This is a genomic window from Bradyrhizobium sp. BWC-3-1, assembly GCF_032917965.1.
Taxonomy (GTDB): domain Bacteria; phylum Pseudomonadota; class Alphaproteobacteria; order Rhizobiales; family Xanthobacteraceae; genus Bradyrhizobium; species Bradyrhizobium canariense_D.
Window position 1 is genome coordinate 3,800,401 of sequence record NZ_CP136625.1, and the last position, 22,970, is coordinate 3,823,370.

Annotated in this window: 36 protein-coding genes and 1 tRNA gene; 12 read left to right on the forward strand and 25 right to left on the reverse strand. The window is 59.1% G+C overall.

The window, feature by feature from the left end:
- Positions 1-55: 55 nt before the first annotated feature.
- From RX329_RS18290 to RX329_RS18380, 19 genes are all read right to left on the reverse strand, one after another.
- Positions 56-418 (reverse strand): hypothetical protein, encoded by a 363-nt coding sequence (locus RX329_RS18290; protein ID WP_317246244.1) that lies wholly within the window; start codon positions 416-418, stop codon positions 56-58.
- Positions 415-708 (reverse strand): hypothetical protein, encoded by a 294-nt coding sequence (locus RX329_RS18295; RefSeq protein WP_317246245.1) that lies wholly within the window; start codon positions 706-708, stop codon positions 415-417. Before RX329_RS18295 ends, RX329_RS18290 begins: the two co-directional genes overlap by 4 nt.
- Positions 705-1,001: a hypothetical protein gene (locus RX329_RS18300; RefSeq protein WP_317246246.1), complete on the reverse strand. Its 297-nt coding sequence runs from the start codon at positions 999-1,001 to the stop codon at positions 705-707. Before RX329_RS18300 ends, RX329_RS18295 begins: the two co-directional genes overlap by 4 nt.
- Positions 998-1,357, reverse strand: coding sequence for a hypothetical protein (locus RX329_RS18305; protein ID WP_317246247.1), 360 nt, complete (start codon positions 1,355-1,357; stop codon positions 998-1,000). The genes RX329_RS18300 and RX329_RS18305 overlap by 4 nt, the downstream gene beginning before the upstream one ends.
- On the reverse strand, positions 1,357-3,696 hold the full coding sequence (locus tag RX329_RS18310) for a VapE domain-containing protein (RefSeq protein ID WP_317246248.1): 2,340 nt from the start codon (positions 3,694-3,696) through the stop codon (positions 1,357-1,359). The genes RX329_RS18305 and RX329_RS18310 overlap by 1 nt, the downstream gene beginning before the upstream one ends.
- A 1-nt stretch (position 3,697) precedes the next feature.
- Positions 3,698-3,892 carry a hypothetical protein gene (locus RX329_RS18315; protein WP_317246249.1) on the reverse strand — a complete coding sequence of 65 codons (195 nt, stop codon included), beginning with the start codon at positions 3,890-3,892 and terminating at the stop codon, positions 3,698-3,700.
- A gap of 95 nt (positions 3,893-3,987) precedes the next feature.
- Positions 3,988-4,323 (reverse strand): hypothetical protein, encoded by a 336-nt coding sequence (locus RX329_RS18320; RefSeq protein WP_317246250.1) that lies wholly within the window; start codon positions 4,321-4,323, stop codon positions 3,988-3,990.
- Positions 4,308-4,628 (reverse strand): hypothetical protein, encoded by a 321-nt coding sequence (locus RX329_RS18325; protein WP_317246251.1) that lies wholly within the window; start codon positions 4,626-4,628, stop codon positions 4,308-4,310. Before RX329_RS18325 ends, RX329_RS18320 begins: the two co-directional genes overlap by 16 nt.
- 195 nt (positions 4,629-4,823) lie before the next feature.
- Positions 4,824-5,069, reverse strand: a complete 246-nt coding sequence (locus RX329_RS18330; protein ID WP_317246252.1) for a hypothetical protein — start codon at positions 5,067-5,069, stop codon at positions 4,824-4,826.
- Positions 5,066-5,257: a hypothetical protein gene (locus RX329_RS18335; protein ID WP_317246253.1), complete on the reverse strand. Its 192-nt coding sequence runs from the start codon at positions 5,255-5,257 to the stop codon at positions 5,066-5,068. The genes RX329_RS18330 and RX329_RS18335 overlap by 4 nt, the downstream gene beginning before the upstream one ends.
- On the reverse strand, positions 5,254-5,640 hold the full coding sequence (locus tag RX329_RS18340) for a phage protein NinX family protein (RefSeq protein WP_317246254.1): 387 nt from the start codon (positions 5,638-5,640) through the stop codon (positions 5,254-5,256). The genes RX329_RS18335 and RX329_RS18340 overlap by 4 nt, the downstream gene beginning before the upstream one ends.
- A complete protein-coding gene (locus tag RX329_RS18345) occupies positions 5,637-6,122 on the reverse strand; it encodes a hypothetical protein (protein ID WP_317246255.1) in 486 nt (161 codons plus the stop codon). Before RX329_RS18345 ends, RX329_RS18340 begins: the two co-directional genes overlap by 4 nt.
- Positions 6,115-6,522: a hypothetical protein gene (locus RX329_RS18350; RefSeq protein WP_317246256.1), complete on the reverse strand. Its 408-nt coding sequence runs from the start codon at positions 6,520-6,522 to the stop codon at positions 6,115-6,117. The genes RX329_RS18345 and RX329_RS18350 overlap by 8 nt, the downstream gene beginning before the upstream one ends.
- A complete protein-coding gene (locus tag RX329_RS18355; RefSeq protein ID WP_317246257.1) occupies positions 6,522-7,439 on the reverse strand; it encodes a hypothetical protein in 918 nt (305 codons plus the stop codon). The genes RX329_RS18350 and RX329_RS18355 overlap by 1 nt, the downstream gene beginning before the upstream one ends.
- Positions 7,436-7,687: a hypothetical protein gene (locus tag RX329_RS18360; protein WP_317246258.1), complete on the reverse strand. Its 252-nt coding sequence runs from the start codon at positions 7,685-7,687 to the stop codon at positions 7,436-7,438. The genes RX329_RS18355 and RX329_RS18360 overlap by 4 nt, the downstream gene beginning before the upstream one ends.
- A 50-nt stretch (positions 7,688-7,737) precedes the next feature.
- Positions 7,738-7,947, reverse strand: a complete 210-nt coding sequence (locus RX329_RS18365) for a hypothetical protein (RefSeq protein WP_317246259.1) — start codon at positions 7,945-7,947, stop codon at positions 7,738-7,740.
- Between the two features lie 50 nt (positions 7,948-7,997).
- Entirely contained in the window at positions 7,998-8,177 is a 180-nt protein-coding gene (locus tag RX329_RS18370; protein WP_317246260.1) for a hypothetical protein, read from the reverse strand.
- 2 nt (positions 8,178-8,179) lie between these two features.
- Entirely contained in the window at positions 8,180-8,365 is a 186-nt protein-coding gene (locus RX329_RS18375) for a hypothetical protein (protein WP_317246261.1), read from the reverse strand.
- Between the two features lie 104 nt (positions 8,366-8,469).
- Positions 8,470-9,879: a DEAD/DEAH box helicase gene (locus tag RX329_RS18380; protein ID WP_317246262.1), complete on the reverse strand. Its 1,410-nt coding sequence runs from the start codon at positions 9,877-9,879 to the stop codon at positions 8,470-8,472.
- A gap of 84 nt (positions 9,880-9,963) precedes the next feature.
- On the opposite strand from RX329_RS18380, the gene RX329_RS18385 reads away from it, so the two are divergent.
- The 9 genes from RX329_RS18385 (at position 9,964) to RX329_RS18425 (ending at position 15,183) form a co-directional block, all read left to right on the forward strand.
- Complete coding sequence (locus tag RX329_RS18385) at positions 9,964-10,407, forward strand: helix-turn-helix domain-containing protein (protein ID WP_317246263.1); 444 nt, start codon at positions 9,964-9,966, stop codon at positions 10,405-10,407.
- A gap of 133 nt (positions 10,408-10,540) precedes the next feature.
- On the forward strand, positions 10,541-11,698 hold the full coding sequence (locus tag RX329_RS18390; RefSeq protein WP_317246264.1) for a PD-(D/E)XK nuclease-like domain-containing protein: 1,158 nt from the start codon (positions 10,541-10,543) through the stop codon (positions 11,696-11,698).
- A 114-nt stretch (positions 11,699-11,812) separates the two neighbouring features.
- Positions 11,813-12,781: an AAA family ATPase gene (locus tag RX329_RS18395; protein WP_317246265.1), complete on the forward strand. Its 969-nt coding sequence runs from the start codon at positions 11,813-11,815 to the stop codon at positions 12,779-12,781.
- 25 nt (positions 12,782-12,806) lie between these two features.
- Positions 12,807-12,986 (forward strand): helix-turn-helix domain-containing protein, encoded by a 180-nt coding sequence (locus tag RX329_RS18400; RefSeq protein WP_317246266.1) that lies wholly within the window; start codon positions 12,807-12,809, stop codon positions 12,984-12,986.
- Positions 12,983-13,333: a hypothetical protein gene (locus RX329_RS18405; protein WP_317246267.1), complete on the forward strand. Its 351-nt coding sequence runs from the start codon at positions 12,983-12,985 to the stop codon at positions 13,331-13,333. The genes RX329_RS18400 and RX329_RS18405 overlap by 4 nt, the downstream gene beginning before the upstream one ends.
- On the forward strand, positions 13,326-13,532 hold the full coding sequence (locus tag RX329_RS18410; protein WP_317246268.1) for a hypothetical protein: 207 nt from the start codon (positions 13,326-13,328) through the stop codon (positions 13,530-13,532). Before RX329_RS18405 ends, RX329_RS18410 begins: the two co-directional genes overlap by 8 nt.
- A 29-nt stretch (positions 13,533-13,561) precedes the next feature.
- The gene (ssb, locus tag RX329_RS18415; protein ID WP_317246269.1) at positions 13,562-13,999 is read left to right on the forward strand and encodes a single-stranded DNA-binding protein; all 438 of its coding nucleotides are present in this window, start codon (positions 13,562-13,564) and stop codon (positions 13,997-13,999) included.
- Between the two features lie 209 nt (positions 14,000-14,208).
- Positions 14,209-14,388, forward strand: a complete 180-nt coding sequence (locus RX329_RS18420) for a hypothetical protein (RefSeq protein WP_317246270.1) — start codon at positions 14,209-14,211, stop codon at positions 14,386-14,388.
- 108 nt (positions 14,389-14,496) lie between these two features.
- Positions 14,497-15,183, forward strand: a complete 687-nt coding sequence (locus RX329_RS18425; protein WP_317246271.1) for a transcription elongation protein SprT — start codon at positions 14,497-14,499, stop codon at positions 15,181-15,183.
- 784 nt (positions 15,184-15,967) lie between these two features.
- Here RX329_RS18425 and RX329_RS18430 read toward each other — a convergent pair.
- From RX329_RS18430 to RX329_RS18455, 6 genes are all read right to left on the reverse strand, one after another.
- Positions 15,968-16,042, reverse strand: a tRNA-Pro gene (locus tag RX329_RS18430).
- An 89-nt stretch (positions 16,043-16,131) separates the two neighbouring features.
- Entirely contained in the window at positions 16,132-17,379 is a 1,248-nt protein-coding gene (locus tag RX329_RS18435; protein WP_317246272.1) for a site-specific integrase, read from the reverse strand.
- Between the two features lie 246 nt (positions 17,380-17,625).
- Positions 17,626-18,531 carry a hypothetical protein gene (locus RX329_RS18440; RefSeq protein WP_317246273.1) on the reverse strand — a complete coding sequence of 302 codons (906 nt, stop codon included), beginning with the start codon at positions 18,529-18,531 and terminating at the stop codon, positions 17,626-17,628.
- A 268-nt stretch (positions 18,532-18,799) separates the two neighbouring features.
- On the reverse strand, positions 18,800-19,075 hold the full coding sequence (locus tag RX329_RS18445) for a hypothetical protein (protein ID WP_085351254.1): 276 nt from the start codon (positions 19,073-19,075) through the stop codon (positions 18,800-18,802).
- A 168-nt stretch (positions 19,076-19,243) separates the two neighbouring features.
- Positions 19,244-19,417 (reverse strand): hypothetical protein, encoded by a 174-nt coding sequence (locus tag RX329_RS18450; protein WP_162847287.1) that lies wholly within the window; start codon positions 19,415-19,417, stop codon positions 19,244-19,246.
- A 118-nt stretch (positions 19,418-19,535) separates the two neighbouring features.
- Positions 19,536-19,838, reverse strand: a complete 303-nt coding sequence (locus RX329_RS18455) for a hypothetical protein (protein ID WP_317246274.1) — start codon at positions 19,836-19,838, stop codon at positions 19,536-19,538.
- An 872-nt stretch (positions 19,839-20,710) separates the two neighbouring features.
- Between RX329_RS18455 and RX329_RS18460 the strand changes: the two genes are divergently transcribed.
- From RX329_RS18460 to RX329_RS18470, 3 genes are all read left to right on the forward strand, one after another.
- Positions 20,711-21,229 carry a hypothetical protein gene (locus RX329_RS18460; RefSeq protein ID WP_317246275.1) on the forward strand — a complete coding sequence of 173 codons (519 nt, stop codon included), beginning with the start codon at positions 20,711-20,713 and terminating at the stop codon, positions 21,227-21,229.
- A 448-nt stretch (positions 21,230-21,677) separates the two neighbouring features.
- Entirely contained in the window at positions 21,678-21,953 is a 276-nt protein-coding gene (locus tag RX329_RS18465) for a hypothetical protein (protein WP_317246276.1), read from the forward strand.
- Positions 21,954-22,126: 173 nt separating this feature from the next.
- Positions 22,127-22,879 carry an outer membrane protein gene (locus RX329_RS18470; protein WP_317246277.1) on the forward strand — a complete coding sequence of 251 codons (753 nt, stop codon included), beginning with the start codon at positions 22,127-22,129 and terminating at the stop codon, positions 22,877-22,879.
- Positions 22,880-22,970: the final 91 nt, after the last annotated feature.

Genomic DNA, 22,970 nt, shown 5'->3' on the forward strand with positions numbered 1-22,970 from the left:
AAACAATTTGCGCGATTTGTTGCGAAAACACAAAACCCGCCGAAGCGGGTTGTTGTTACAGCAGCGGCAGCTGTTCGCCCCACATGTCAGGCCACCAGAACGCGCCCTTGCGTGAGTTTTCCAGCCAGTGGATCACGCGCAAATTCCAGTGCACATGCAGGCCGCTGACAGTGCCGCCGATCTTCGGCACGATGTGGTCCACCACGTGCAGTTCGCCGGTTTCCTTCGTCAACCTGCGCGCTTCGGCGTACAAGGCTGCAATGGCCTTCATGTCGGCCCATGGTGGCGTGGCGCGTTTTGTCTGCGCGCGGTGGATGATGCCTTCCTTACCTTTCGGTCGCACCAGGCCGCGCTTTATCTGCGGCACGAACAGCGGCCCCGCATGGAAGCCGCCAACCAGCGCCAGCGATGCGTTCACGCGCCCACCACGTCAGGCTGTTTAAACATGTCCAGCACGGACTGTTCGCCAGGTGGCGGGTTCTTTGGTCGAAGGTCGCCAGGGCCAGCGCAGCAGTTTGTAGTCGCGTGGGGCAGCCAGGATGGCGGCGGCGTGTCAGTTTCCTGGTGAGGCCCACCAGAACTGAGAATAGGGTTTTGCAGCTTGAACGCATGGCCGATAACTGTCGTCTCTTTTCCATTCAGGTAAGCAAATGGACCAGACTGGTTCTGCCAGACATACACCTTACCCACTTCATAGAAGTTCTTCACTTCGAAGCCCTCCTATCCACCTCCCGCCGCTGCTCAGCCGCCAGGCGTCGTTCGCGCCTTGCCTGCTGCTCCTCGATTGCAGCCAGACCTTCGGCAGCATCGCGGGCCATGGTGTCCACGAATTCCGTCAATGGCTTGCGCTGCGCATCCAGGCCCGCACGGTAGGCGTCGGCCCGCAGTTCTTCGATGAAGTCCAGCAGCATCGTGGCGCGCTTCGGCGTGTCCAGCGTGGACGATGCCCAGCCTTGCGCCAGACTCCAAAACATTTGCCTGTCATTGTCGTTCAGTTTCATGCTGCCCTTTCGGTGGTGGTTGAAATAATTTCCTGCATCCTGCGTTCGATACCTTCGCGCAGTCGCTTGCCTAGTTCGTCGTTTCTGCCGATGCGTTCCAGTCGCTGCTCGGCGGCCAGCAAATCGGTACGCTGCAGCGCCAGCAGTTCGTGCGCCGCGTCGTCTGTCCACATCCGCTGCACAGTGTTGCGCAGCTGGTTCATCGCTTCGTCGCCGCGTCGCTTGCCAACCAGGTTGATGAACGCCTGGCGCTCGCTGGTCGGCATGCGCAGCACGGTGCGCGCTTCGCATTCGTGCCGCCATTCCTCGCTGCTGCCGTCAACGGTGCGTCCGTCGTGCGTCGTGAAAGTCGTCATCAGAATGGCCTGTCAGGGTCGTTGATAGGGTGCTGCGCTGAAGATGCCGCTGCACGTGCGCGGTTCTTTGGCTGGCTCGGCAGCATGAAGTAACGGCCCTTGGCCTTCGGCTTCGCATCCTTGCCGGTCAGCTTCTTCAGCACCTTGCTGGCGTGCGTGGCCTGGCCCTTGTTCGGCTTGTCGTATCCGATTGCCATCAGCACTTCGCTGGCCGTCATTTCGAAGCCGTGCAGCGCTGGCTTGTCCCAGTCGAACGATGCCAGAATAATTTCCTCTACCGGGTCCACGGCTTCATGTTCTTTATTCAGCTTGCCCAGCGCGTCGTTTTCTTCTTCGGTCAGGTGGTACTGTTCGCCGCGACGGAATTGCACCAGAAGTTCGGCCCATACCTGTTGCATGTCGATGTCGTGGCGGTAGTCGATCCATGTAACTGGAATGGTCCACCAGCGGCGGTTGCCGGTGTCATCCACCAGGTATTTGTCATCATTGACCGAAGCGCAGAACACAGTGCGGCGTTGGTATTCCGATTCCAGTCGGTCGTATGGCTTGCGCAGCTTGTCCATCGCCAGCGGGATGAACGATTTCAGGCGCGCAATGTCCGACTTGCGGAACGTCGCATCCAGTTCGCCCAGTTCGACAATCCAATTACTCAGCACTGCGGTTTTGCTGTCCTTATCGGACGGGTCCAGCGTTGCGCCCACCAGCACCAGGCGCATGTCAGCTGGTGCCAGTCGGCGGAACCACGTCGTTTTCCCGATACCTTGCGGACCAGTGAACACTAGGCATCCATGACCTTCGAATCCGACAGGCTGAAACACTGATGCCACAGCCGACAGCAGCCAGCGGTACATCAGCTTGTCCTTCAGCGCGTTGTCGCCATCGGTGCGCACGGTATCCAGCAGCTGCTGGATGCGCGGCACGCCATCCCATGCGCGGCTTTCGATCCAGTCGCACACTGGGTTATAGGCGTTGCGGTCGGCAATCAGCTTCAGGTAATCGGCCAGGTTCGATTGCGGCATGCGGTTGCGCACGGCCATGCTGGTAAGTTCTGCCAGCGCGCAGTTCGCGGCGTTGTCGATGGTGTACATGCAGCCGGGCAGCTTCACTTCCACGGCCTTGCGGATTTGGTTGTAACGCGCCGTGATGCCATATTGCGACAGCATGAATTCCAGGTTTTCGCGCACGTTCAGCGGCTGGCCTTTTTCCGACAGCAGCGGATACCCAAACGGATTTATCGGCGCGTCCAGCGGATACAGCGGCTCATTGTCGTTCGCTGCTTTCTTCGGCAGCGCGGCTTCGATCTGCTTTCGGATGGCGTCAAGTCCGTCCATCTGGTGCATGTCGTTGAAGTCTGTCGGTTTGCCGGATACGTCGGAAAACTTCGGCAGCGCCAGCAGACCAGCAGCAGCCTGGGCCGCCTGGCCGCCGTTCACGCGCCCGCTGTTCGGCTTCGTTTGATCTTCGTGCCAGCAGTCGTCATCGCCCAGGATGATGATGATTGCCTGCGGGTAGAGGTTGCGCATTGCCACGGCAACGGGACGCATGTTGTTGTCGTCAAACGCGACGACGGCAACGTGTCCGGTAGCCATGTGCGCACTGGCACACGTCGCATAGCCGCTGCCCACCAGGATGACGGGCTGCAGGCCGGAAGGCTTGCCGCCGATCATGTGGAAAGCGCCCATCTTCTGGCCGCCTGGCAGGTAGTCGCGGTCACGGCCCTGCATCATCGGGCTGGCCTGCTCGAAGATCGCCTGCAGGCTGACCAGTGTGCCATCGATCAGGCGCAGCGGCAGCAGCAGGCAGTTCGGTATGCCGCGATACGTGCCGACGCGCAGCCCGAACGAACGCACGCCTTTGCGCTCCAGGTAGACGTGTTCCGCGCCGTCGATTTCTTCGGAAGCATCCCAAATGGCGGCAGCCTTGTGTGCCGCATCAGCACGGCGTTTTTCGGCTTCGGCTTTCGCGACGGCTTCGCGCTCGTCACGCTCCCGCTGGCGTCGGTCGATTTCGTCCTGGCTAATCGGCGTGCGGTCCTGCGTGCTGAACTTGAACCCGAACGCCTGCGCCTCAGCAATCAGGCTGCCAATGGTAACGGCGCCCTTGACGTTGCCGCCAGCCTTGGCAGAACGCCAGGTGGAACGCGCATCCGGTTCGTTGTACCCATCGCCTGTGCGGCTCCAGTCGTGCCACAGGTCGAAGCCATCCGGCCCTAGTTCGTGCTGGATAGCGAACGCCATGCGATACCACGCATCGCGGTCGCTGGCGTTGATGTAGGACAGTGCATCCCTGATTTCTTCGCGCGTCAGGTCGCTGAAGTCGTGGCGAGGTTGTGCTGTCATTCTATGCCTGCTGGGCTGCCAGTTTCATTTTCAGCAGTTCCAGCGTTTCGGCGGGAATGACGCGCGTCGTTTTCTCGCCTTGGCACAGCCAAATGCGAACGGTGATCGGCTCGCGGTTCAGCAAACGTGCAACGTCACGCGTCTTCAGTTTGTGCTCGCGCATGATGTTGCGCAATTCTTCGTTCCGGTCGTCCATGAATATCAATTTAAAATGTTGTTTGGAAATTCAATTGTACATCAGAAAGTATGCAGCCGCATACTTAGATGTAAATTATTCCCGATCACTGCGCATCACTTCGGTTGCGAAGTTATGTGCCATCCGAAGCAGAAACTGCACGCATAAGCGCGAATCGGTTTGCGTCTGCCGTCTGGCTCGCGCTGTATCTGGTCGATGGCCGTAGTAGCGAATTGTTCATCGGGATAGCGATGCTTCACGCACACATGCTGACCGTTGCGCAGACGCCACGACAGCACGCGCCCGCCAGCAGTTTTGTCAGCAGTCGTTCCAGCTTCCTTTGCAAGTCGCTTCATCGCACGCTTGCGCCAGTCGTTACTGCGGCCAGCACTGCAGTGCATGATGCGGTCGCGCCGCTTAGCGAATTCAGCGGGCTTCACGATGCGCCCCATGGGCAGTAGACCGGCGTGTGGCCCGTTCCGCCGCAAAGCGTGCATTGCTGCTGACCTTTGGCGATTGCTACGGCTTCAGCTGCGGACCTTGCGACGCCAGCACGGGCGCCCAATCGATTCATGGCGCGCAGGAAGGCCAGCTGCTTCGGCGTCACGCGCGATTTGTCCTTGTATTCGATGAAGTGCGCCACGCCGATCACCTGGCCCACCATGTCGGGCGTGATCGTTTCGCTGGTGACGCCGAAAGTGTCGGTGAACCCTGGCGGCAGGCCGGTGTCGAACGGGCGAGGATTCTTAATCAGCATGTCGCCGTTCGGAAGCCGGATGCATTCGCTGCCAGTCCACGCCTTGCCGACGTTGGCCCGACTGTTGAAGATGCCAGGCTGGGCCAGTGCGTTCCTGCCAGCGTTTTGAATTGCATGTTCCGACATATCCGCCCCAGTAAAAGAAAAGCCCAGCTTGAACCTGCTGGGCTGTTCGTTCCTCTGGTGGGTTTGCCGCTATGTGGTGGGCAGCGTGTAGTCGCCGTCATAGCGCGGATAAAGGTGGATCAATCCATCGTGTTGTTCCTGTGCCATTCGGTAATAGCTTTGCGGCCACCATGGCTCTGGTTCGTAGATTTCGCATTCGTCTGGCCTGATGCCATACAGCCGCATCAACTCCATTGCGCCGATGTAATGGTACTGCCCATCCGTCTTGCTCACCACTACGCCAGGGTGCACGACATATTTCGGCTGCTGCTTCATGCCTTCACCTCATCTGGCGGGTTGCCATCAGCCATCAGCATGCTGCCGCGCCAGTGCAGCTGTTCGCGGCGCAGCATGTCGTTCGTCTGGATGCCAGCCTGCTCCATCCACTTGCGCAGCGCGTAGCCTTCCAGCGACGTTTCGGCCTTCAGCGTGATGACGCCGCATGTGTCCATGGTTGCAATCATACCAGGACCTCTGGCACTTCATTCCCGAACTTGCTTGCCACGTAGGCGCGCATAGCGGCAATAAGCAGCGTTTCCCCGGTGGCATCTGCATCATAGTAGTAGGCTCCGATATATTCTTCGTCAGCGCTGTACATGCCACCATCACAGAACGCGCGCCACACGCCCTCCAGCTTCATGGTGGCGATGTTTTCGTGCTCGATAACCGGCCCGCCTTGCGCCCAGTTGGTGGACGGTCGGAAGCTGTCAAGCCAGCGCCAGATGTTACTGGCTGGGTTGACTGTGTATTCCGGTTTGTGCGGCTGAATGGTTCGTATCGTGTAGCCTTTCGCTCGCGCCACCCAGTAATCCAGCAGCACGCCTTCCAGTTCGCTGACTTTCTTCATACAGCCCCCGGTGTCACAATCGGTTCTTCGGCCAGGCCGCGCCAGTAGTTCACCTGGTAGTCAGACTTATAGCCCTTTGGGAATCGTCGCGCAGATTCGTCAGGGGTCAGTCCGTAACCGCCCCAGTAAGAACCATTCCACCATTGGCAGCCGTGGCAATGCAGCACAAGCGTGTCGTTTTCTATGTCGGTGGTTTCATACGCGCCATGGTGTTCCGGCAGCACGTCAGGCGTGAACCACTGCGTGCGCGGAATAGCATCATTAATCTGCTGAGCGACTTCGGCGAACGATACGCCGCGGGAATAGCGCCAGTGCTTCGCGTGTTCGGGGTTAGCCGTCAGGTACAGCGTATCGTGGCTCATGGCCTTTTGGCCGTCCCATTCGTCCACGATGAACTGTAGTCCAAGATGCCTTGCAATGCGCTCCTTCCAGTGCGTCTTCCCGCAGCCCTGCGGCCCGTACACGATGACGGATTTATTCATGATGTCCTTTCGTTATTTCGATCAGGTCGGCCAGCAGTTCTTTGCCTTCATTCGTCAGCCAGCCAGGTACGCTGCCGCCATGCTCAGTGAAGCCCATGTTGTCGGCCCAGTAGTAGAAGAACCAGCGTGCGCGCTCATTGCCGAACAGCGCCAGGCCATCAGACTGCCACTTATTCCACCAGGCTGTGCTTGCATCGCGGTCGCGATATGACGGCGCTTCGGTTTGTTTGCGGTCGATGTGCGCAAGCCCATCGCGGACATACGAAAGGCTTTCGCTGGATGCTCCACAGCCGCAGAATTCCAGGACGCCGCACTGGATTAGGTCGGCGGCTGTGTCGTAGTGGCATCCGTCCGAAAACTCGTAGTCGCCATGTTCGGTTTTGTATTTGTCGATGAACATCACGCACCACCCGCCAGTTCCTGCTGCGCCGCCTGGTTCGCCTTCTCGCGCGCTTTCTGTTCGGCCTTCTCGCGCAGTTCGGTGATGCTGCCGTGCTGGTTCATCAGTTCCCACACGATGGTCGCTGGCAGCAGCACAGTGTCACCTTCCTTCGGTTCGTTCAGCAGGAACATGCGCGTTTCGGCTGGCAGCTTCGCGTGCAGCAGGTCCAGCGCCTGCACGACAGGCAGCACGTTCGCAGCTGGTGGCGTCCACGGCTTCAGCGCCTTGGCAGTGACTTTCTTGCCGCCGTTATCGGCCTTCGCCTTCACCAGCTTGTCAGCTGCTGCCTGGCCATGCGCACGCACCTGGTTGATAGCTTCCGTCGCCGCTACACTGCCATCCTTCACCAGCTGCTGCACCTGGTGCGGCGCGCTCGCCAGTATCAGCATCTGGTCCACGTGCTGGCGGGTCTTGCCAACACGGCGGGCGATGTCGTCAGGCGTAAGACCGAATGCCGATAGCCGCGCATAACCAGCCGCGATTTCCAGCGGGCGCAGCTTGCGGTTATCCTGGCTGGTCATGATGCGCACAGTGCGATCCAGGTCGTTGCCCACGAACGGTTCGATACGAATCCATTCGATAGGGTCGCCTTCAGCAATCAGTTCCTGGTAGGCCGCATTACGGCGGTGGCCGTCCACCACGTCCACTCCCATGAAGCCATCGGACGGCAGCGCGACTTCCAGCGCAGGAACCTTGCCGCCTTTCTTGATGTGTGCCTTCAGGGCCTGATGGTCTGCGATGTAGTCGGGGTCCGTCGCGTCGCGCAGGTTGAACCCGTCCACGATGCGAATTGCGGACGGCAGGATGGCCATGCCGTTGTCGGTGCGCTTGATGATCTTCGCATCGATCAGCATGCGCCAGGTGATTTTGCTCATTGCATTTGCTCCATTTGAAAGTCTTTAAAATCGGCATCGCCTTCCATGCGTTGCGTGCCGTCCTTGCGATACCAGCAGTATTTGCTGCCAATCCTGTGCGGCCACTCGCGGCGCGTCATGTGTACGTAGCCGCTGCAGCTGCACGATGTCTTGCGGGTGTTGCGTGCGTTCATCCAGGTGTCAATGCGCCACGACTTTGCGCCGCACGAATTACATACAGGTACGCGCAGGTATTCATCGGGCTTCATCTTGAATACTCGCCGCGCCTCGCACGTGCGGCAGCGGACGTGATAGCGGCTCATAAAAATGAGAAATCGAACTTGATTCGCTCTGCGCTGATGACCTTGTTCACAGACCAGTCGTGCTTGGCGATGCGCTGCACGTGGTTGCCAGGATGATGCGCATACTTATCGCCCAGCGCGCGCTTCACGATTTCAATGCGGCGGGCATTGCGTGCAGCCATTGCGGCGGCGGTTTCTTCGGTCATTTGTTTGCGAGTGTGCAGCATGGTGATCCCCTGAAGTGGATTGCGCCCCATGCTGGCGGCGCTGGTCGAAGTTATTCCGGCTGCTCTACTGCCAGTCGGGTGTACTCTGCAGCCAGCCTGCGATGCTCGCCCGCCTTCTGGATTTGATCCGCCGCTGCCTCGCTGTACTTGACGGCGGATTTTTCGTTTTGTTCTGCGAACAGGGTGCAGGTTTCAGCCTGGCGCAGCAGGTGTTCTTTGATTTGCTTCATGATTAGGCCGCCAGCTTGCTGTAAGCCTTGCGTGCGCGCACCTCGCCTGCCTTGCGGTCAAAGTGCGCTTTCAGGTTCGCGCCGTAGCTGATTTTCTTGGCGCGCTTCTTTGCTGGCGTCGCAGCGACGGCGAACAGATTGCAGCCCAGGAAGTCACGGATTTTTTCGGCGGCGTTCAGAGATTTCATAGTATGTCTTTCAGGAAAATGTTTTTGGGAAATCCTGCATCGAATTCAATGCAGTAACGCAATTCTAACCCGGCCAAAAATATTTGCGCAAGTAAATCAGCAAATTATTTGCGACGACGCCCGCCCATGACTTTGCCAGCCCACACAATCGGATTCTTATACCCGCGCTTGCGGCCCAGGTCGGCAAGTGCGTTCAGGTCTTTGCACGCGGCTTGCTCTGCCAGTAACCGAACGCGTGTTGCGCGCTTGTCTTCAGCGGTGGCTTCCTTCAGTTCGCCGTCAGCGACTTCCAGCGGCTTGTATTCTTTACGCAACAACTTGCCGCAATCGCACTTATCTGGAATGGGCCGCTTCCACTGGCGGAAACATCCATCGCACGTCACTGGCGGCGGTGGTGCGTTGTCATTCGCGGCCTTCACTTTAGCGCGGCCATGCCAGTATTCGAACCAGTCGCGCTCGTCTTCTGGGAAGCCGTGCCGATTACTGTTGCCTGCGTGGTCCAGCAGCCTGCCAGTTTCACCTGGTCGCAGCCCACGCCCCCAGCGCTGCAGCACTTGCGACAGCGACGTGGACGGCGCGCAGTCGATGACGACTTTCACCTGCACGTCGCGCTGGGCCACGGATGCGATGTCGAAGCCTTCCGCGAAAAGCCCTTTGTTCCACAGGACTTTAATCTGGCCATCTGCATACGCCTGGATGACGCGGCGGCGCTCGGCCTTGTCGGTGTTGCCGTCCAGGTGTGCCGATGGAATTCCTGCGGCGTTGAACTGGTCGGCCATGTACTGGCTGAAAGCGAGGGACGGCGCGAACGCGATGCCCAGCAGTCCGTCGCCGTGCTGGCGGTAGTGCGTTATGCAGTCGCCCAGAAGCTTCGGCTTATCCACTTTTGCTTCGATGTCTCCCGCGATATACTCGCCCATTCGTTTGCCAACGCCGGTGACATCCATGCCGCCATTCGGGACCCACATACGATAGTCGGACAGAAAGCCTTGCTGCATCAGCCATGCTGGTGTCGGGCCTGGTATCAGTTCGTCGAAGTGTTCGGACAGGCCGCCGCCGTCCAGACGCCAGGGTGTGGCGGACAGGCCGATTACAAGCGTGCCGCTGTCGGTTAACCACTTGATGACGGCAGCCCATCCTGCTGCGCCGCCGTGGTGGCATTCGTCAATGATTGCGATGCGTGGCGCGCGCAGTTTTTGCAGTCGGCCTTTCAGCGTGTCGATGCTGCAGATTTGTACCAGCATGCGATTATCCATCGGCATGCCTGCTGCAATGAAGCCATGCTGGATGCGGAACTTCGCAAAAGTCTTACTTGTCCCGTCCAGCAGTTCGACGCGGTGGCAAATGAACCAGGTGTCTGCACCTCTCGCGGCGGCTTGACCTGCCATGTAAGAGGCCATGACGGTTTTGCCGCTGCCAGTTGGTGACTGCAGCAGTACGCGGCGATTACGTTTCAGCGCGGCGCGTGTTCGGCTTACCAAATCTTCCTGGTCTTCGCGTAGTTGTATCTGCATAATTCTGGCTGTTGGGAAATCACCAATTATAACGCGCAACTAATTCGTGCGAGCAACGTCTATCTGATTTGGGGAGTGCGTGAAATGCCCCAGGCGAGGAAGGACAGGCCCGGATATGTGGTGGCGAAGCTTTTGCTGGACATGTCGCGGCTCATAGCAACTGCGTTCCTTGACTCCGAGTACCCTGCATCCGATGCGGACGCGTTACTGCTGTGCGCGGCTATCTACATAGGTCAATGCGAACGGCGCCCGATGACTGCGGGCAAGCTCGCCGAGTTCATCGGCATGCCGCGTCCAACAGTGACGCGTAAACTCTCCAACTTGGAAGCGCGCGGACTGGTCATAGCCAATAGTCGTAAGCAGTGGTGCATATCGACACATAATCCAAAAGTGACTGCGCGAATTGCCGCGCTCAATAATGCGCCTTTGCAACTTATCCACGGGTCGTCAGCGATGTTGTCCAAAATGGACAGGTCTAAGATTGCGTCGAAACCGCGACAGGAAATAGACAGAAATCAATCGCGGTGATTTGCAAGTAAGCAACAGTGCAACGAAGCACGCATCATTCACGCGAAATAATTTTGCATCGATAAACGTAACCGCACGCAACGGTTGTGCTATCATGCAATCTTTCCAAACATCATTAAGAGGCAGGCGAAAAGTGAATCCGGGTATCTATGACGACATCCCGAACGCCGATTATCACGGCGGTGAGGGCATCAGTAATTCAGGTTTGCGCATCGTGCGCGAAGACACGCCGCTGCATTACTACGCGCTGCGCACGGCTGCGAACGACAACGAGCGCGAACCGACGCCAGCGCAGGCACTGGGGACGGCGTTTCACGCGCTGATTCTGGAGCCAGAACTTTTTTACAAAGAATACTGCCTGGGCATTCGCAAGTCGGATTATCCCGATGCTGTGGATGGCAGCGAACAGCTGAAGGCGATGATTGCCAAGCTGAACGAAGGCCGCCTGCCGAAGCTGTCTACCACTGGCGCAAAATCTGAACTGGTGGACCGCATCATGGAAGTTCAGAAGTTGGCCGACGAAGGCACGCGCATGTCACGCGAAGAACTGGAGGGCCTGAAGGGCGCGGAATTGAAGGCGATACTTGAAGGTGCGAACGCTGGCCGCCAGGGCTTACTGTCCACCAGCGGCACAATTGAGCAGATGGCTACGCTGCTGCGCGCTGAAGGCGTCCAGTTCACGCTGTGGACAGAACTGAAGGACGAATGGCTGCAGAACAACGGCCACCGCAACGTGCTGGAGCCGGAACAGTGGGACCAGCTGATGAACATGCGCGACGCTGTTATGGCACACCCGATTGCGCGCGCCGTATTACTGAAGCCAGGCAAGGCAGAACGGTCTGTGTACTGGGTTGACCCTGAAACTGGCGAACTGTGCCGCTGCCGTCCCGACTGGTGGACAGACGACGACATTGTGCTGGATGTGAAATCAACGGAAGACGCCAGCCTGGAGGGCTTCAGCAAGTCGATTGCGAATTTCGGGTACGACACACAAGACGCGTTTTATCACGATGGATGCGAAGCCGTCGGCCGCCCTCTGCGCGCGTTCCTGTTCCTGGCTTGCGAAAAGACCGCGCGTGTTGTCGATGGTAAGCCGCTCGGCGTCGCGGTGTATTGCCTGGACGAAGCGGGCCGCGAACTGGGTCGCGCAAAAAATCGTGCAGCCCTTGCCACCTACGCGGAATGCAAACGCACCAAAATTTGGCCAGGCTACAGCGAGAAGGTGCAAACCATCAGCCTCCCGCAGTGGCACATGAACCGCAACGCCCACCTGGTCGAAGGCGTCGCATGAAGGGCCGCGTTGACTGGTGCGGCGTCGGCTTCTTTGCGATCTGCCTTGCGTCTGCCGCCGTCACGGTGACGACGCTCTACAAACTCATTTTCTAAACCGAAAGCATCACGACACATGACAATCTTTACTATCGAAGAAGCGCAACGGGAAGGCGCGCGCCTGGTTATCGGCCTGGACGGCATCAGCGGCGGCGGCAAGACGCGCACGGCTGTCGAACTCGCATATGGCCTGGCGAACTACAACGCCAAAAAAGTCGGCTTCATGTGCACGGAAAATAAGCGCGGCCGTCTGTATTCCGACTGCCTGATTGATCCGAAGACCGGCGAAGTGCAGCGTTTCCTGATTGGCGATCTGACTGCGCCGTTCTCGCCGCAGCGCTACATTGATGGCATCCAGGCGTTCGAAAAAGCCGGTGTCGAAGTGCTGGTGATCGACAGCGTTTCGCACGAATGGGAAGGCATCGGCGGCTGCGAAGACATCGCCCAGGCTGGCAATCCGAAGAACCCGAACTGGGCGCGGGCAAAGGGCGAGCACAAGCGCTTCATGAACGCGCTGCTGCAGTCGCCCATGCACATCATCGTGTGCACTCGCGCACGCGAGAAAGTGAAGCTGGTCAAGGATGCCCAGGGCAAGACTCAATACGAACCGCAGGGCGTCCAGCCGATCTGCGAAAAGAATTTCGTGTTCGAACTGACGGCGAGCCTGCGCATGTGGGACGGCGGACGCGCACAGGAAGCGCTGAAGGTGCCCGAAGAACTGATGCCGATCCTGGGCCGTGGCCAGGGTTACATCACTGCCGCCGACGGCGCGGCACTGCGTGCCTGGGTCGATGGTGCAAAGCAGCTGGACAACGAAGTGGAGCGCGCCCGCAGCAACCTGAACTTGGTTTGCGAACAGGGCATGGACGCGCTGGTGAACGCATGGAAGGCGCTGCCTGCCGCGATCCGCAAGGCAATCAGCCCTGACGGCAAGTGCCCTGAAGTGTTCAAGTCCAGTGCTGCTGCCTTCGACAAGCAGCGCACCAGCGACGACCAGGCCGCAGTGAACGACTTGAACGCAGAACTGGCAGGGCAGGCCGCCTAAGATGACCGCAGCAGCACAGAAATATTTGACCAGCAAGGAAGCCGCAGAACTGCTTCGCACGAAGGTGGGCACGCTCGCGAACAAGCGCGTGAAGGGCGAAGGCCCGCCGTTCGTGAAGTTCGGTTCGAAAGTCCTGTACGAAGCCGAAGCGCTGACTGCATGGCTGAAGGCTTCCAATGACCACGCGAACGACAACGAAAAATGAACCATACCCCAGCACTTTCCGTCCAGGTGGGCGGCACTCACTATAAAGACTGCGCCATTCAGCCAATCCAGTATATCGAGGCAAACCGCCTGGACTTCCTGGAAGGCTGCGTGGTCAAGCGCCTGACGCGCCACGACAAGCCGACAGGAAAGGGCCGCCAGGATATCGAGAAGGCGATTCACGAACTGCAGCTGCTGCTGGAAATGCGGTATTCGCTGCCGAAGCAGCCACTGCAATACTGCGATTGCACTGCCAGGACTGGCTGCCAGCGCCAGGATGGTCGCGACTGCCGCAGCGTACCGAAGGCCGCTACCATGGAACACGCGGGCGAAATGCACCGTGGCTGACCTGTACGACCAGGCATCAGAAACTGAAGCGCTGGCGCTGTCTGCAGCGCTTCAGGCCCAGCAACGTAAGGCAGCAGCATCAGTGCAGCCAGAGGCGACAGGCGAATGCCTGAACCCGCTGTGCGGCGAAGAACTGGAACCGCCGAAATTGTTCTGCGGTCCCGATTGCGCGCGTGAACACGCACGGCGCAGCAAGTAATTTCAACCACACGAAAGACACGACACAACATGAAAATGATTGGACTGGCCCGTCTGGGCCGCGATGCTGAACTGCGCTACCTGCCAGACGGCACTGCTGTTGCAAACCTTTCCCTGTCGTACATCTGCGGCCAGAAGAAACAAGGCGATCAGTACCCGCCCAGCCAGTGGATTGACGCCAGCCTCTGGGGCAAGCAAGCCGAAGCGCTCGCGCAGTACCTGGTGAAAAGCAGCGTGCACTGCTTCTGCCTTTCGGATGTTCGCCTGGAAGAATACGAAGGCCGCAACGGCAAGGGCGTCAAGATGGTTGCCCGCGTCGATAACGTCGAACTTGGCCCGCGCGTCGGCGGCAATGACCAGGGCAGCGCACCAGCGCCAGCACAGCGCCCTGCAGCCGCACCAGCTGCACGTCCAGCACCACGTCCTGCGCCGAACTTCAGCGACATGGACGACGACATACCCTTTTGATGGTCGCAGCTTCCGTCGCCTTATGCATCATCCGGAAAGTGACTGCTGGTTTGAAGTATTCAGCCAGCAGGAACTGGAAGGAATGCTGGACAGCGGCGAGTGCAGCGACGTGACAGGCATCCCGCACCACGAAGAAGCGTTCAAGGCAACAAAATAGCAAGCCGCGCAGCAGGGCATCTGCTGCAACTACTCTATGGAAATTTCCTAATATGCGATCCTTTAGCCTCAACGACGAAGTTAAACTGTCCATCAGCGGCGAGCGCGGCCACATCATCGGCATGGCGACCTATGCCGAACACGTTGACCAGTTCCAGGTGCACTACGTGGACGCCCATGGCGCTGCGCGCACTGACTGGTTCACGTCCGGCCAGCTGGCCTTCGCTGATTAATTACTGTCGCATCGCCACAACACAACCCGCTTCGGCGGGTTTTTCTTCGCCGCAATGCGTTTAAACGCAGTAAAATTGCAGCACGTTTAAACAACATGAAAGGCAACTATGAACCGCGAAACTTGGCTAAACCAGCTGGCCGAACTGATGGCCCCACGCTTCGAAGAAATGGGCAAGCCGATTCCAAAATTCCGCGTCGCTGTCGGCTGGACCAGCGCAGGCAAGACTTCCAAGGTTGGCGGCGAGTGCTGGCACAGCAACAACAGCGCTGACAATGTTTTTGAAATCCTTTGCGCGCCGATTGTGGACGACAGCATGGAAGTCGCCGCGATCCTGGCGCACGAACTCAGTCACGCAGCCGCAGGGTTCAAGCACGGCCACAAGGGCGACTTCGCAAAGCTGATGGCGGCCCTGGGCCTGTCGCGCCCGTTTACCAGTTCGATTGCTGGGCCACGGTTCAAAGAATGGGTGCAGCCCTTCCTGGACAAGTTGGGCAACATCCCGCACGCGCGCATCATGCTGAAGCCGGAACGCACGCCGCGCGAAGTGGCGGAAGACGCGGGCGACGAAGGCGTGGACGAGGACGAGGGCGGCAGCAGCAACCAGAAGAAGAAGCAAACCACGCGCATGCTGAAGGCGACGTGCGACAAAGAAGTGGACGGACAGCCATGCGGCTACACCGTGCGCCTGTCGAAGAAGTGGGCGCAGCAGCTGGGCGCGTGCTGCCCGGAGCATGGTGCCATGGAAGTGGAAGGCGCGGACGACGCGCCAGGCGATGACGACGCCGACGCCTGAAACAAAAAACCCGCCAGGCGGCGGGTTCGTTGTCTTGCTGGCGGGAGTTGAACCCGCTTCCTCGGTGGCGCGTCGTTACTGACTACCGCGCATGTCGCCGTGCTCTATCCTGGTGAGCTACAAGCAAAGTTTTGCGCCCAGTCCTATCTGGAAAGTGGCGCTGTTGGAGTGGTGCAGCGCGGTTCGTCATCCGCTTGGCATCGCGACACATGCTGACGAGGCTAATCGCGCATAAATGCCGCACCACACGGCTGGCGACTACCATGCTTGTCTGGCTACTGGACCGGCATTATCCGGTTCGCTGCGCACCAGGGCAGTAATCGCCATGCGTGTGGCGACTGGTTGAGCCAGTCAGGCTTGTGGTGGGCCGGGTCGCAACCGGCTAAGTTTCCAGCATGCTGGGCTAGTCCTTTTGGGATGCACACCACACGGCTGGCGACTAGGCGGCGTTTGTTCATTTAAGCGCCGCTGACAGTTCAGCACCATTGACGCCCTAGATGCCATGCGTGTGGTTTGTGGTGCCGCGCCACCAGTTCGCGGTTTGCCGTGGAAAATCTTTCACCACATCGAGAGACACTAGCGCACTGTGCGCACAGCTAGCCACTTAAGGCCCACTAATGCCCGTCGATGTGGTGCCTGTCTTTCCAGGCTGTCACCTACTTATTCCATGTCCCTGGCATTGGTTCGCCGTTCTTTACGCCGCATGGTAGGGGTCAGGATCGCTAGACCGTTCGCGCCTGAATACTCTGCATTTCTGCATCGGCCTGTATAAATCGTTTGTTCTTGGTCGGGTCGGCTGGACTTGAACCAGCGACTTCCTGCTCCCAAAGCAGGCCACTTGCCACTAGCGTACAACCCGGTGTTGCCGTCTTTCCGGCTGTCATGCCGCTGTTACACCGCTGCAATCGCGTCGCTTACTTTTGCATTCAGCGAAACCAGATTATGCCATCACGCAGCTAACTTGTGTTGTTGTTTCTTCACAACGTTGCGTTCAAACCACTTTTCCCACTTCTTCATGGCTTCGCGCATCTGTGGCAAATAGTCGGCGTGGTCATACACGCGGCTGCCGGTGTCGCCCTTCGCGTGTTGCTGGATCAAGTCACGCGTGAACCTGTCCACGCCTGCGCCGTCGCCCATGCGTGACTTCCACGTGCGGCGCAGGTCACGTGCCTGGAACGGCGCGCAGCACGTCAACGACGCGATGTGATGCGACACGGCCAGGAATCCCATTCGGTCGGCCTTCGACCCTGTGCGCGCTGGGAACAGCGGGCCGTCGCCGTGCCAGCGCTTCAGGCGCTTGAAAATCTCGTTCGCCTGGGCGGGCAGGGGAATGAAGTGCGGTTTCTTCCGGCCCTTCGTCTTGTGTGCTGGGATGGTCCACAGCGCGCGCTTCGTATCGACTTCGCAGCCGTCCACCTTGATGGTTTCCTGCACGCGCTGGCCGCACAACATCACCAGGCGCGCGCAGTCGCCCGATCCTTCATCCGTCAGCGCTTCCCACACGGCAGCCATTTCTTCGGGCGACAGGTTGCGGCTGCGTTCCTTGCTCGCGCGCTTATCCTTCGGCACGGCCATGACGGGGTTCACAACAATGCCCCAGTCGTAGGTAACGTCCTGCGTGTAGTCGTTCGTGGACTTCATGGCCCAGCCGAACGCTGAAGACATATAGGTGCGCTGGATGTCCGCCGTGCGCAGTGCACCGCGCTTGGCTGCTGCCGTCAGCGGCACGCGAATATCCGATGGCGTCACATCGCCTGCCAGCTTGCTGCGGCCCAGCTGGTCGGCTGCGTTGAACTTGCCCGTCAGCAGAACGTTTTCGACGTGGCCAGCCGAACCGGCATCGCGCGCCTTCAGGTGCGCAACGTATTTCGTGAACAGGTTTTCGATGGTCGGCGCTTCGCCTTTGAATTCAATTGCAGCCTTCGGCTTCGGTGACGACTTCACCAGCGGCCTGATGTCGTCGCCGAACTTCGTCCTGGCGTCGGCCAGTGTCATGTCCGGGTATCGCCCCAGCTGCTTTTTGCCGCGCTCGCCCGCCTTCTTCCAGTGCGCAAACCAGATGGCGTTCACGCCCGCGCTGGTCCTGCGGATGCGCAGCCGCAGGCTTCCTTCGCCCTTGTTCCGGTTGCCGTCGTTCAGCACGGTTTCGCCCTGGCAGTCGCGTATCGCGGCATCAATTTGGGTTTTCGTCAGCACGCCTTTGCCCCTCGTTTATTGGTGTTCAGGGTGCCCTACAGGGTGCCCCAGGCGGCCAAGTGACCGCCCTTTGAAGTCATTGCAGTTTCGTCCGCGCGCGTCAATTTCACCTTGTGAATCAACGGCATGCGGTTGTTTGCAGTGATGGGCAATTATAGCCGATTATAGGGCGCAAGCAGCCTTCCAAGCTGAATACGAGGGTTCGATTCCCTTCACCCGCTCCAATTATTTCAATAACTTAGCGCGTTAAGGCCTTTCCATTCTGACAAGCCGCGCATTCTCATTCTGACAAACGTTCACTTTCCTTTCGCTTGTTTTGCACGCCGCTTGATGCATTTCATTTGCGCATCTTGCTTTGCCTGATCGTCGTCGTGCAGATAGTGCGCCATAGCTGCCGTCGACGACCACTGACCCTTCTTCATTAGCTGCGTTTCCGTGAGCCCGGATGTGCCTTGCTTCGGTCGTGCCGCGGTGGCGGCCGAAAGAGGTAAAAGTTAGCTCGGGCCGTAAACCTGCAGCCAAGATAATCTTCTTCGTGATGCGTTGGACTTGAGTCAGCGTCTCGCCCTTGCCAAACCAGGGTAGACTGCTCCCATCACGTCGCAACATCAGACCTCCTGTCGGACGCAGCTCCTTGATCGCGTCGAGCTCTGCCATTAGCAGCGGGTAAAGTGCCTTCCCCTTGGCGTTGAATAGGGGGTCCCAAGATCCAGTGCTGGTCTTGTAGTTGATGACGTAGACGTGGCTCGGGGGGCGGTAGTGATCAGCCGTGGAACCAATGAAAATGTGGGCCTCGCGTTGAAGCAACTCCCAGCCGATCAGTGCACTGGTGGCAAGCGACGGATAACCCATTTCGATCGCTTTCGTCCGGAAAGCTGCAAGCTCCGCAAAGGTCGCGTGCGACGTTTCGCGCGAACTGGACTGCAGGCCCATCTTTTCGAAGGGATTCCGAGGCGGGAGCAAGCCCGGATGTGCTCGGGAAATGGCGTTCCATGCGCTACGTGCGGTCTTCATCGCGTGATTGACCGTCGTACGGCGTTCGATCTTTTCGCCTTTCACTTCTTTGAAGAGCAGTCTTTCGAAGAGCTGATCGACGAAAGCGGTGGCAATACTTGCGACCCGGCGCGTCCCCAGTCGTCGGCCATCTTGCAAGATGTACTCACCGATTATTTTGATGCCAGTCTCATGAACCCGGCACTGACCGGGGCTCAAAGGCTGAAGTCGCTTAGCTGTCTTCTGGGGACCACGTTTGACGGTAGAGATGAAACATCCAATCTACCGTGCCGATGACCACGCCAGTGCCAATCGGATTTTGCGTCCTCGCCGCCCATGCGCCAGCTATCTGAAGCTCGACCTGAACAGCACATCCTGCAAGAACTCATCCTGCAGGATGCGGTGTACATACTGCCAGCAAGAGATGTTAGCGGCAGACGTAGCTGCCGTTAACCAGAACGCGGACACAGGCGGTGCCCACCGCAGCCGCACCAACTGCCGCGCCGCCTACGACCGCACGCCTGGTGGTGCGCCGTGCAACGCCGGCCACTGACACGGGTGTCAAGGGGCGTCCGACCCGTGCTTCTGCCCGGCCTAGCGAGAGCGACAGGCCTTCGTCGGCCGACCAGTCGATGGAGCCGGACACTCCGAGGGCGATCACGGCACCTGCGAGTGATAATCTTGTGAGCATGCCACGCTTCATGATGGTCTCCGTCCTGTGAGAGTGAATTTGGATCGCTCCATGGTTCGCTGCTCGGACCATTGATCAAGGTCAAGGAATCGCAAGAAAACGGTGCAGCTGGTAAGCGCGGGCGACACGCGAAGACGCTTCCAGCAGAATGGGGGCGGGAGCGACAGCTTCTCCGACTCTTTACTTCTGCACGCAGAGCGGTCTCAGCGTCTCGTCGCTGCTGCGCGCTTTCGCGTATTCCATCAACGCCATCCGGGCTACCTCGCAACGCTCTGCGCTTGAAAACTCTTGTGTCGATATGACGGCGCCATTCGCGACGCCAAGCCAGCTGATGACGACCAGAACATAGGTCATGGTATCCTCCCCCTAGGCGTCGATCTCCTGAGCGCAGATTGGCGCGAGAGGCGGCGGCTCAATGAGCGCCGCCCATCGCGCCATCATCAAGCTCTATTGGCAAACATACATGATGCCATCACCGCCCTTCACCAAAACGAGCCTGGGACGCATCCGGTGCAATTGCGCGCCGCATAGTCGGCCAGCCGCTATAGCCGTAACTCCACGATCCGCCGAAGTAATAGGCTCGCACCGCGTACCAGGGCAAACCGTCATTCGTGTAGTAGTGACCGCGATAATAAGGAGTGACGTACAATCGGGCGGCCGCTTGGGCGTTGTCGAGTCGCAGCGAGATCCCGCCTCGGTCGGTCAAGCCAATGAACAGCGTCGTGCCGCATACGAGCGCGGCGACGGCAATCTTCCTTGCGCTTATCGACTTCATGGACGTTCTCAAAAAATGAACTTCAACGCCACAACAGGGCGGCGATTTGCGTTAGATCAAGGGAATCAAACAAATCGAATCTGCTTCTCCTTCGAATTCGCCGGATCAGTTCGGATCAAATAATGCGAATCTGGAGGATAGCGCTCCAGCCTGACAAGTGCGGCCCGCCATCGGAAAGCTCGCTGTCACGGTGGCAGCGCCGGCTCTCTCTGCACTGGAGCCAAGTATGCAATTGTGCGAGTGCTTTTCGCCAGAATGCTTCAGGCAGTCGGGGACGAGCTCGGAGACGGCATCGCGGTTCGGGATCTGCTCTTCATCATCTCTGCCGATCGGTTCGTAGGATCCTGTTGCGCAGCGACCAATTTGCTGAACGCAAAGAAGAATCTGGCGACGATACCCTCGTCCGATCCGCGCTCATCACGAAGCGCCTCTGCCGCCATAAGCGACCAGCTTCTTGCCTCAGCCATCCAGACGGTGCGGTTTGCCGCATCCTCGCTTGCGAGCTGCCGACAAAGTGCTGCGCGCGAACTCAGCTCGAATTGACTCATCATCGTCCCTCCCTGCCAGAAGCTCGATGTACGCGGTGAGAACTCTGCGTTGCGTGCCACATCTCTGCAATTGACCTTCCGGTCATTGTACCAAGGGGCATGTCACAGCCACTGACCAAGCCGCGCGATACTACGCGAGGCGGTGTTGCGAAAATTCAGTTTGTTGATCTGGCTCAAGCGACGCCGCATTCGAACGCGGTGAACATTAGCCTGCTGCAGCGTGCGTGCGCTTACCAGTGAAGCGCCACCGATGCATCAGCAAGTGCTTCACCAGGGGCGCGCCGCGGCGGAAGCAACGGCGGCTCGATTTAGGCAGCCATGCCCATGCAGGTCGCATTTCTTCGCCAATCCTGCCGCCGTGGCCCGTTGCTTGCCAGACGAAGGTCTGCGGCGGCAATGGCGCCGACAATGCCCATCTCGCGATATCTGGTCTATGTCGGCGGTGCGTTGCTCGCGATGCTCTTCGTTGTGGACGCCCTGGTGCAGGATCGGCCCGCCATCCAAGGTGGAGCTGCGCGCTCCGCCACCATCCGCATCCATTCCGATTGGAAATTGCCCGAGCGGGTCGTTCTCGACACTAGCCTGCCCACGATTGTCGCAACCGACATCGCCAAGGTCGAGCTTGGTGCCCTGCCGGGCGCCGACCTCCCACAGGCGCGCGCTCGCGCGGCCTTTGCTCAGCTAGAAGCAGCCGATGCCGAACGACCGCCAGCGCGTCCGTCGACAAAGGCTGATGCGAAGCCGCAGCGTCAGAACAAAAGTGCGAGGAGGCACATCGAAAAACATATCCGGCTCGTCGCGCGGCCGCCGCAGTACGGCTGGTTTGGCAACCAGGTTTGGTGAGCGTCTCCGATCATCGCATCTTCGGCGTGGGGCGCCCGCCATCGATACTTTCAACGAGTGCACGTTGAGGCATTGCCCAATCAGATGTCCTTCAGGATCGGGAGTAACCGACATGAGTGAGACGTCATGGTCTGAACGAATCGATCGTCGCGGGGCTCTTTCATTGCTCGGATGGGCCGCTGTATTCGGATTGGCGACATCCGGCACGGTTCTGTTAGGAACAGAAGCGCCGGCGCAGACGATCGGCATGCAGCGACGCCAGGAGAGGCGGGGAGCCCGCCACGAGCGACGTCAGGAACGGCGCACGGGCCGGACTGAACGCCGCCAGGAAAGGCGTACAGGGCGCACGGAGCGCCGTGAAGAGCGGCGCAACTAGGACGTCAACATGCTCTCACCGATCATCGTTCGCCGGCAGATGTCTGCTTGATCGCGATCCGGAAGCTGGCCGATGCCGCAGACCTGGTACGTCACATTCGAGGTGCACAAGCGTGGGACCTTGCCGAAGCGGCGAAGTCCACGGGAGACACGCACATTCGAGAGCGAAGCCGAGGCGCGGGCTTTCGCGCGAGAGAAGTTCAATGAGGGATTGATCGTGTTTGCAGGCACGCTCAATCCCTTTTTGCCGCGACGGCGGATTCCCTCGAGCGACATCCCGTCCTGGATAGAGCAAGACCGAGGCGACGAGGTTGCCGGCCCCGATGCCAAGCGCGAACCAGAGAAATAGGCAGCATGGCTTGGTGCTTCATGCCGATGTGGGGCCGAAATGTCTTGGGTGTTGCCATTATGGCACGTGGAGTTTTTGCGGTCGCCCGTAGAGTTTCAGCTGGAAGTTGGGGGATGATTGCAGTGCAACAAGCCGCCGTTCGAGCAATCAAAAGCGGCCGGCAAGGAGAGAGCATGATGAAAAGACTTCTACTAGCAACCGTTGGTCTGGTGGCGCTGTGCACGGCGGGGACCGCCATGGCTGCCGATATGGCCGTAAAGGCGCCGCCACCGGCACCGATCGTTCCGATCTACAATTGGACCGGGTTCTACATCGGCGGCAATGGTGGCTGGGCGCAGAACCACAATTGCGTAGATTTCCTTGACGCAGCCGGCGTCGCAGTCGCTTCCGGTTGCCGCGATCGTTCCGGTGGTGTCATCGGTGGCCAGCTCGGTTATCGCTGGCAGGCCAGCCAGTGGGTGTTTGGTCTGGAAGCTCAGGGCGACTGGGCGGATCTCAGCAATCAGCGCGTGATCGGTGCCACGTTGCTCTCAGCTCGCACCAAGACCAGCGCCATCGGCCTCTTCACCGGCCAGATCGGCTACGCCTGGAATGCGTCACTGTTCTACGTGAAGGGCGGCGCGGCCGTGACCGACAACCGCTTGAGCATTCTTGATACGGCCTCCGGCACTGAACTTGCCGCGCAAAGCGCGACCCGCTGGGGTGCTGCCGTGGGTGTGGGTTGGGAGTATAGCTTCGCACCGAATTGGTCAGCCGGTATTGAGTATGACCATCTGTTCATGGGGCACCGCAATAATTCGTTCACTGCCCCTGCTGTTACTGCCGCCTTTGTGAACGACCGGATCAGGCAGGACGTGGACATGCTCACTCTGCGCGTGAACTACCGCTTCGGCAACTACGGTAGCCCGGTCGTCGCGAGGTACTGAGCTCTCCCGGTCTGATGTCTTCAGGGGGCCGGCAGTCATGTCGGTCCTCATTTTTGTGGTCTCATCGTGGAAGCCAGTCAGCGTCTGACAG

Coding starts and splice junctions, on each gene's coding strand:
- RX329_RS18360 (WP_317246258.1), bottom strand. CDS start 7,687: ATGAAGCCCGATGAATACCTGCGCGTACCTGTATGTAATTCGTGCGGC.
- RX329_RS18370 (WP_317246260.1), bottom strand. CDS start 8,177: ATGAAGCAAATCAAAGAACACCTGCTGCGCCAGGCTGAAACCTGCACC.
- RX329_RS18365 (WP_317246259.1), bottom strand. CDS start 7,947: ATGCTGCACACTCGCAAACAAATGACCGAAGAAACCGCCGCCGCAATG.
- RX329_RS18380 (WP_317246262.1), bottom strand. CDS start 9,879: ATGCAGATACAACTACGCGAAGACCAGGAAGATTTGGTAAGCCGAACA.
- RX329_RS18395 (WP_317246265.1), top strand. CDS start 11,813: ATGACAATCTTTACTATCGAAGAAGCGCAACGGGAAGGCGCGCGCCTG.
- RX329_RS18355 (WP_317246257.1), bottom strand. CDS start 7,439: ATGAGCAAAATCACCTGGCGCATGCTGATCGATGCGAAGATCATCAAG.
- RX329_RS18305 (WP_317246247.1), bottom strand. CDS start 1,357: ATGACGACTTTCACGACGCACGACGGACGCACCGTTGACGGCAGCAGC.
- RX329_RS18455 (WP_317246274.1), bottom strand. CDS start 19,838: ATGAAGTCGATAAGCGCAAGGAAGATTGCCGTCGCCGCGCTCGTATGC.
- RX329_RS18450 (WP_162847287.1), bottom strand. CDS start 19,417: ATGACCTATGTTCTGGTCGTCATCAGCTGGCTTGGCGTCGCGAATGGC.
- RX329_RS18375 (WP_317246261.1), bottom strand. CDS start 8,365: ATGAAATCTCTGAACGCCGCCGAAAAAATCCGTGACTTCCTGGGCTGC.
- RX329_RS18340 (WP_317246254.1), bottom strand. CDS start 5,640: ATGAAGAAAGTCAGCGAACTGGAAGGCGTGCTGCTGGATTACTGGGTG.
- RX329_RS18300 (WP_317246246.1), bottom strand. CDS start 1,001: ATGAAACTGAACGACAATGACAGGCAAATGTTTTGGAGTCTGGCGCAA.
- RX329_RS18325 (WP_317246251.1), bottom strand. CDS start 4,628: ATGCTGATTAAGAATCCTCGCCCGTTCGACACCGGCCTGCCGCCAGGG.
- RX329_RS18405 (WP_317246267.1), top strand. CDS start 12,983: ATGAACCATACCCCAGCACTTTCCGTCCAGGTGGGCGGCACTCACTAT.
- RX329_RS18425 (WP_317246271.1), top strand. CDS start 14,497: ATGAACCGCGAAACTTGGCTAAACCAGCTGGCCGAACTGATGGCCCCA.
- RX329_RS18330 (WP_317246252.1), bottom strand. CDS start 5,069: ATGAAGCAGCAGCCGAAATATGTCGTGCACCCTGGCGTAGTGGTGAGC.
- RX329_RS18460 (WP_317246275.1), top strand. CDS start 20,711: ATGCAGGTCGCATTTCTTCGCCAATCCTGCCGCCGTGGCCCGTTGCTT.
- RX329_RS18420 (WP_317246270.1), top strand. CDS start 14,209: ATGCGATCCTTTAGCCTCAACGACGAAGTTAAACTGTCCATCAGCGGC.
- RX329_RS18345 (WP_317246255.1), bottom strand. CDS start 6,122: ATGAATAAATCCGTCATCGTGTACGGGCCGCAGGGCTGCGGGAAGACG.
- RX329_RS18350 (WP_317246256.1), bottom strand. CDS start 6,522: ATGTTCATCGACAAATACAAAACCGAACATGGCGACTACGAGTTTTCG.
- RX329_RS18445 (WP_085351254.1), bottom strand. CDS start 19,075: ATGAAGCGTGGCATGCTCACAAGATTATCACTCGCAGGTGCCGTGATC.
- ssb (WP_317246269.1), top strand. CDS start 13,562: ATGAAAATGATTGGACTGGCCCGTCTGGGCCGCGATGCTGAACTGCGC.
- RX329_RS18470 (WP_317246277.1), top strand. CDS start 22,127: ATGATGAAAAGACTTCTACTAGCAACCGTTGGTCTGGTGGCGCTGTGC.
- RX329_RS18385 (WP_317246263.1), top strand. CDS start 9,964: ATGCCCCAGGCGAGGAAGGACAGGCCCGGATATGTGGTGGCGAAGCTT.
- RX329_RS18315 (WP_317246249.1), bottom strand. CDS start 3,892: ATGGACGACCGGAACGAAGAATTGCGCAACATCATGCGCGAGCACAAA.
- RX329_RS18465 (WP_317246276.1), top strand. CDS start 21,678: ATGCCGCAGACCTGGTACGTCACATTCGAGGTGCACAAGCGTGGGACC.
- RX329_RS18310 (WP_317246248.1), bottom strand. CDS start 3,696: ATGACAGCACAACCTCGCCACGACTTCAGCGACCTGACGCGCGAAGAA.
- RX329_RS18335 (WP_317246253.1), bottom strand. CDS start 5,257: ATGATTGCAACCATGGACACATGCGGCGTCATCACGCTGAAGGCCGAA.
- RX329_RS18320 (WP_317246250.1), bottom strand. CDS start 4,323: ATGGGGCGCATCGTGAAGCCCGCTGAATTCGCTAAGCGGCGCGACCGC.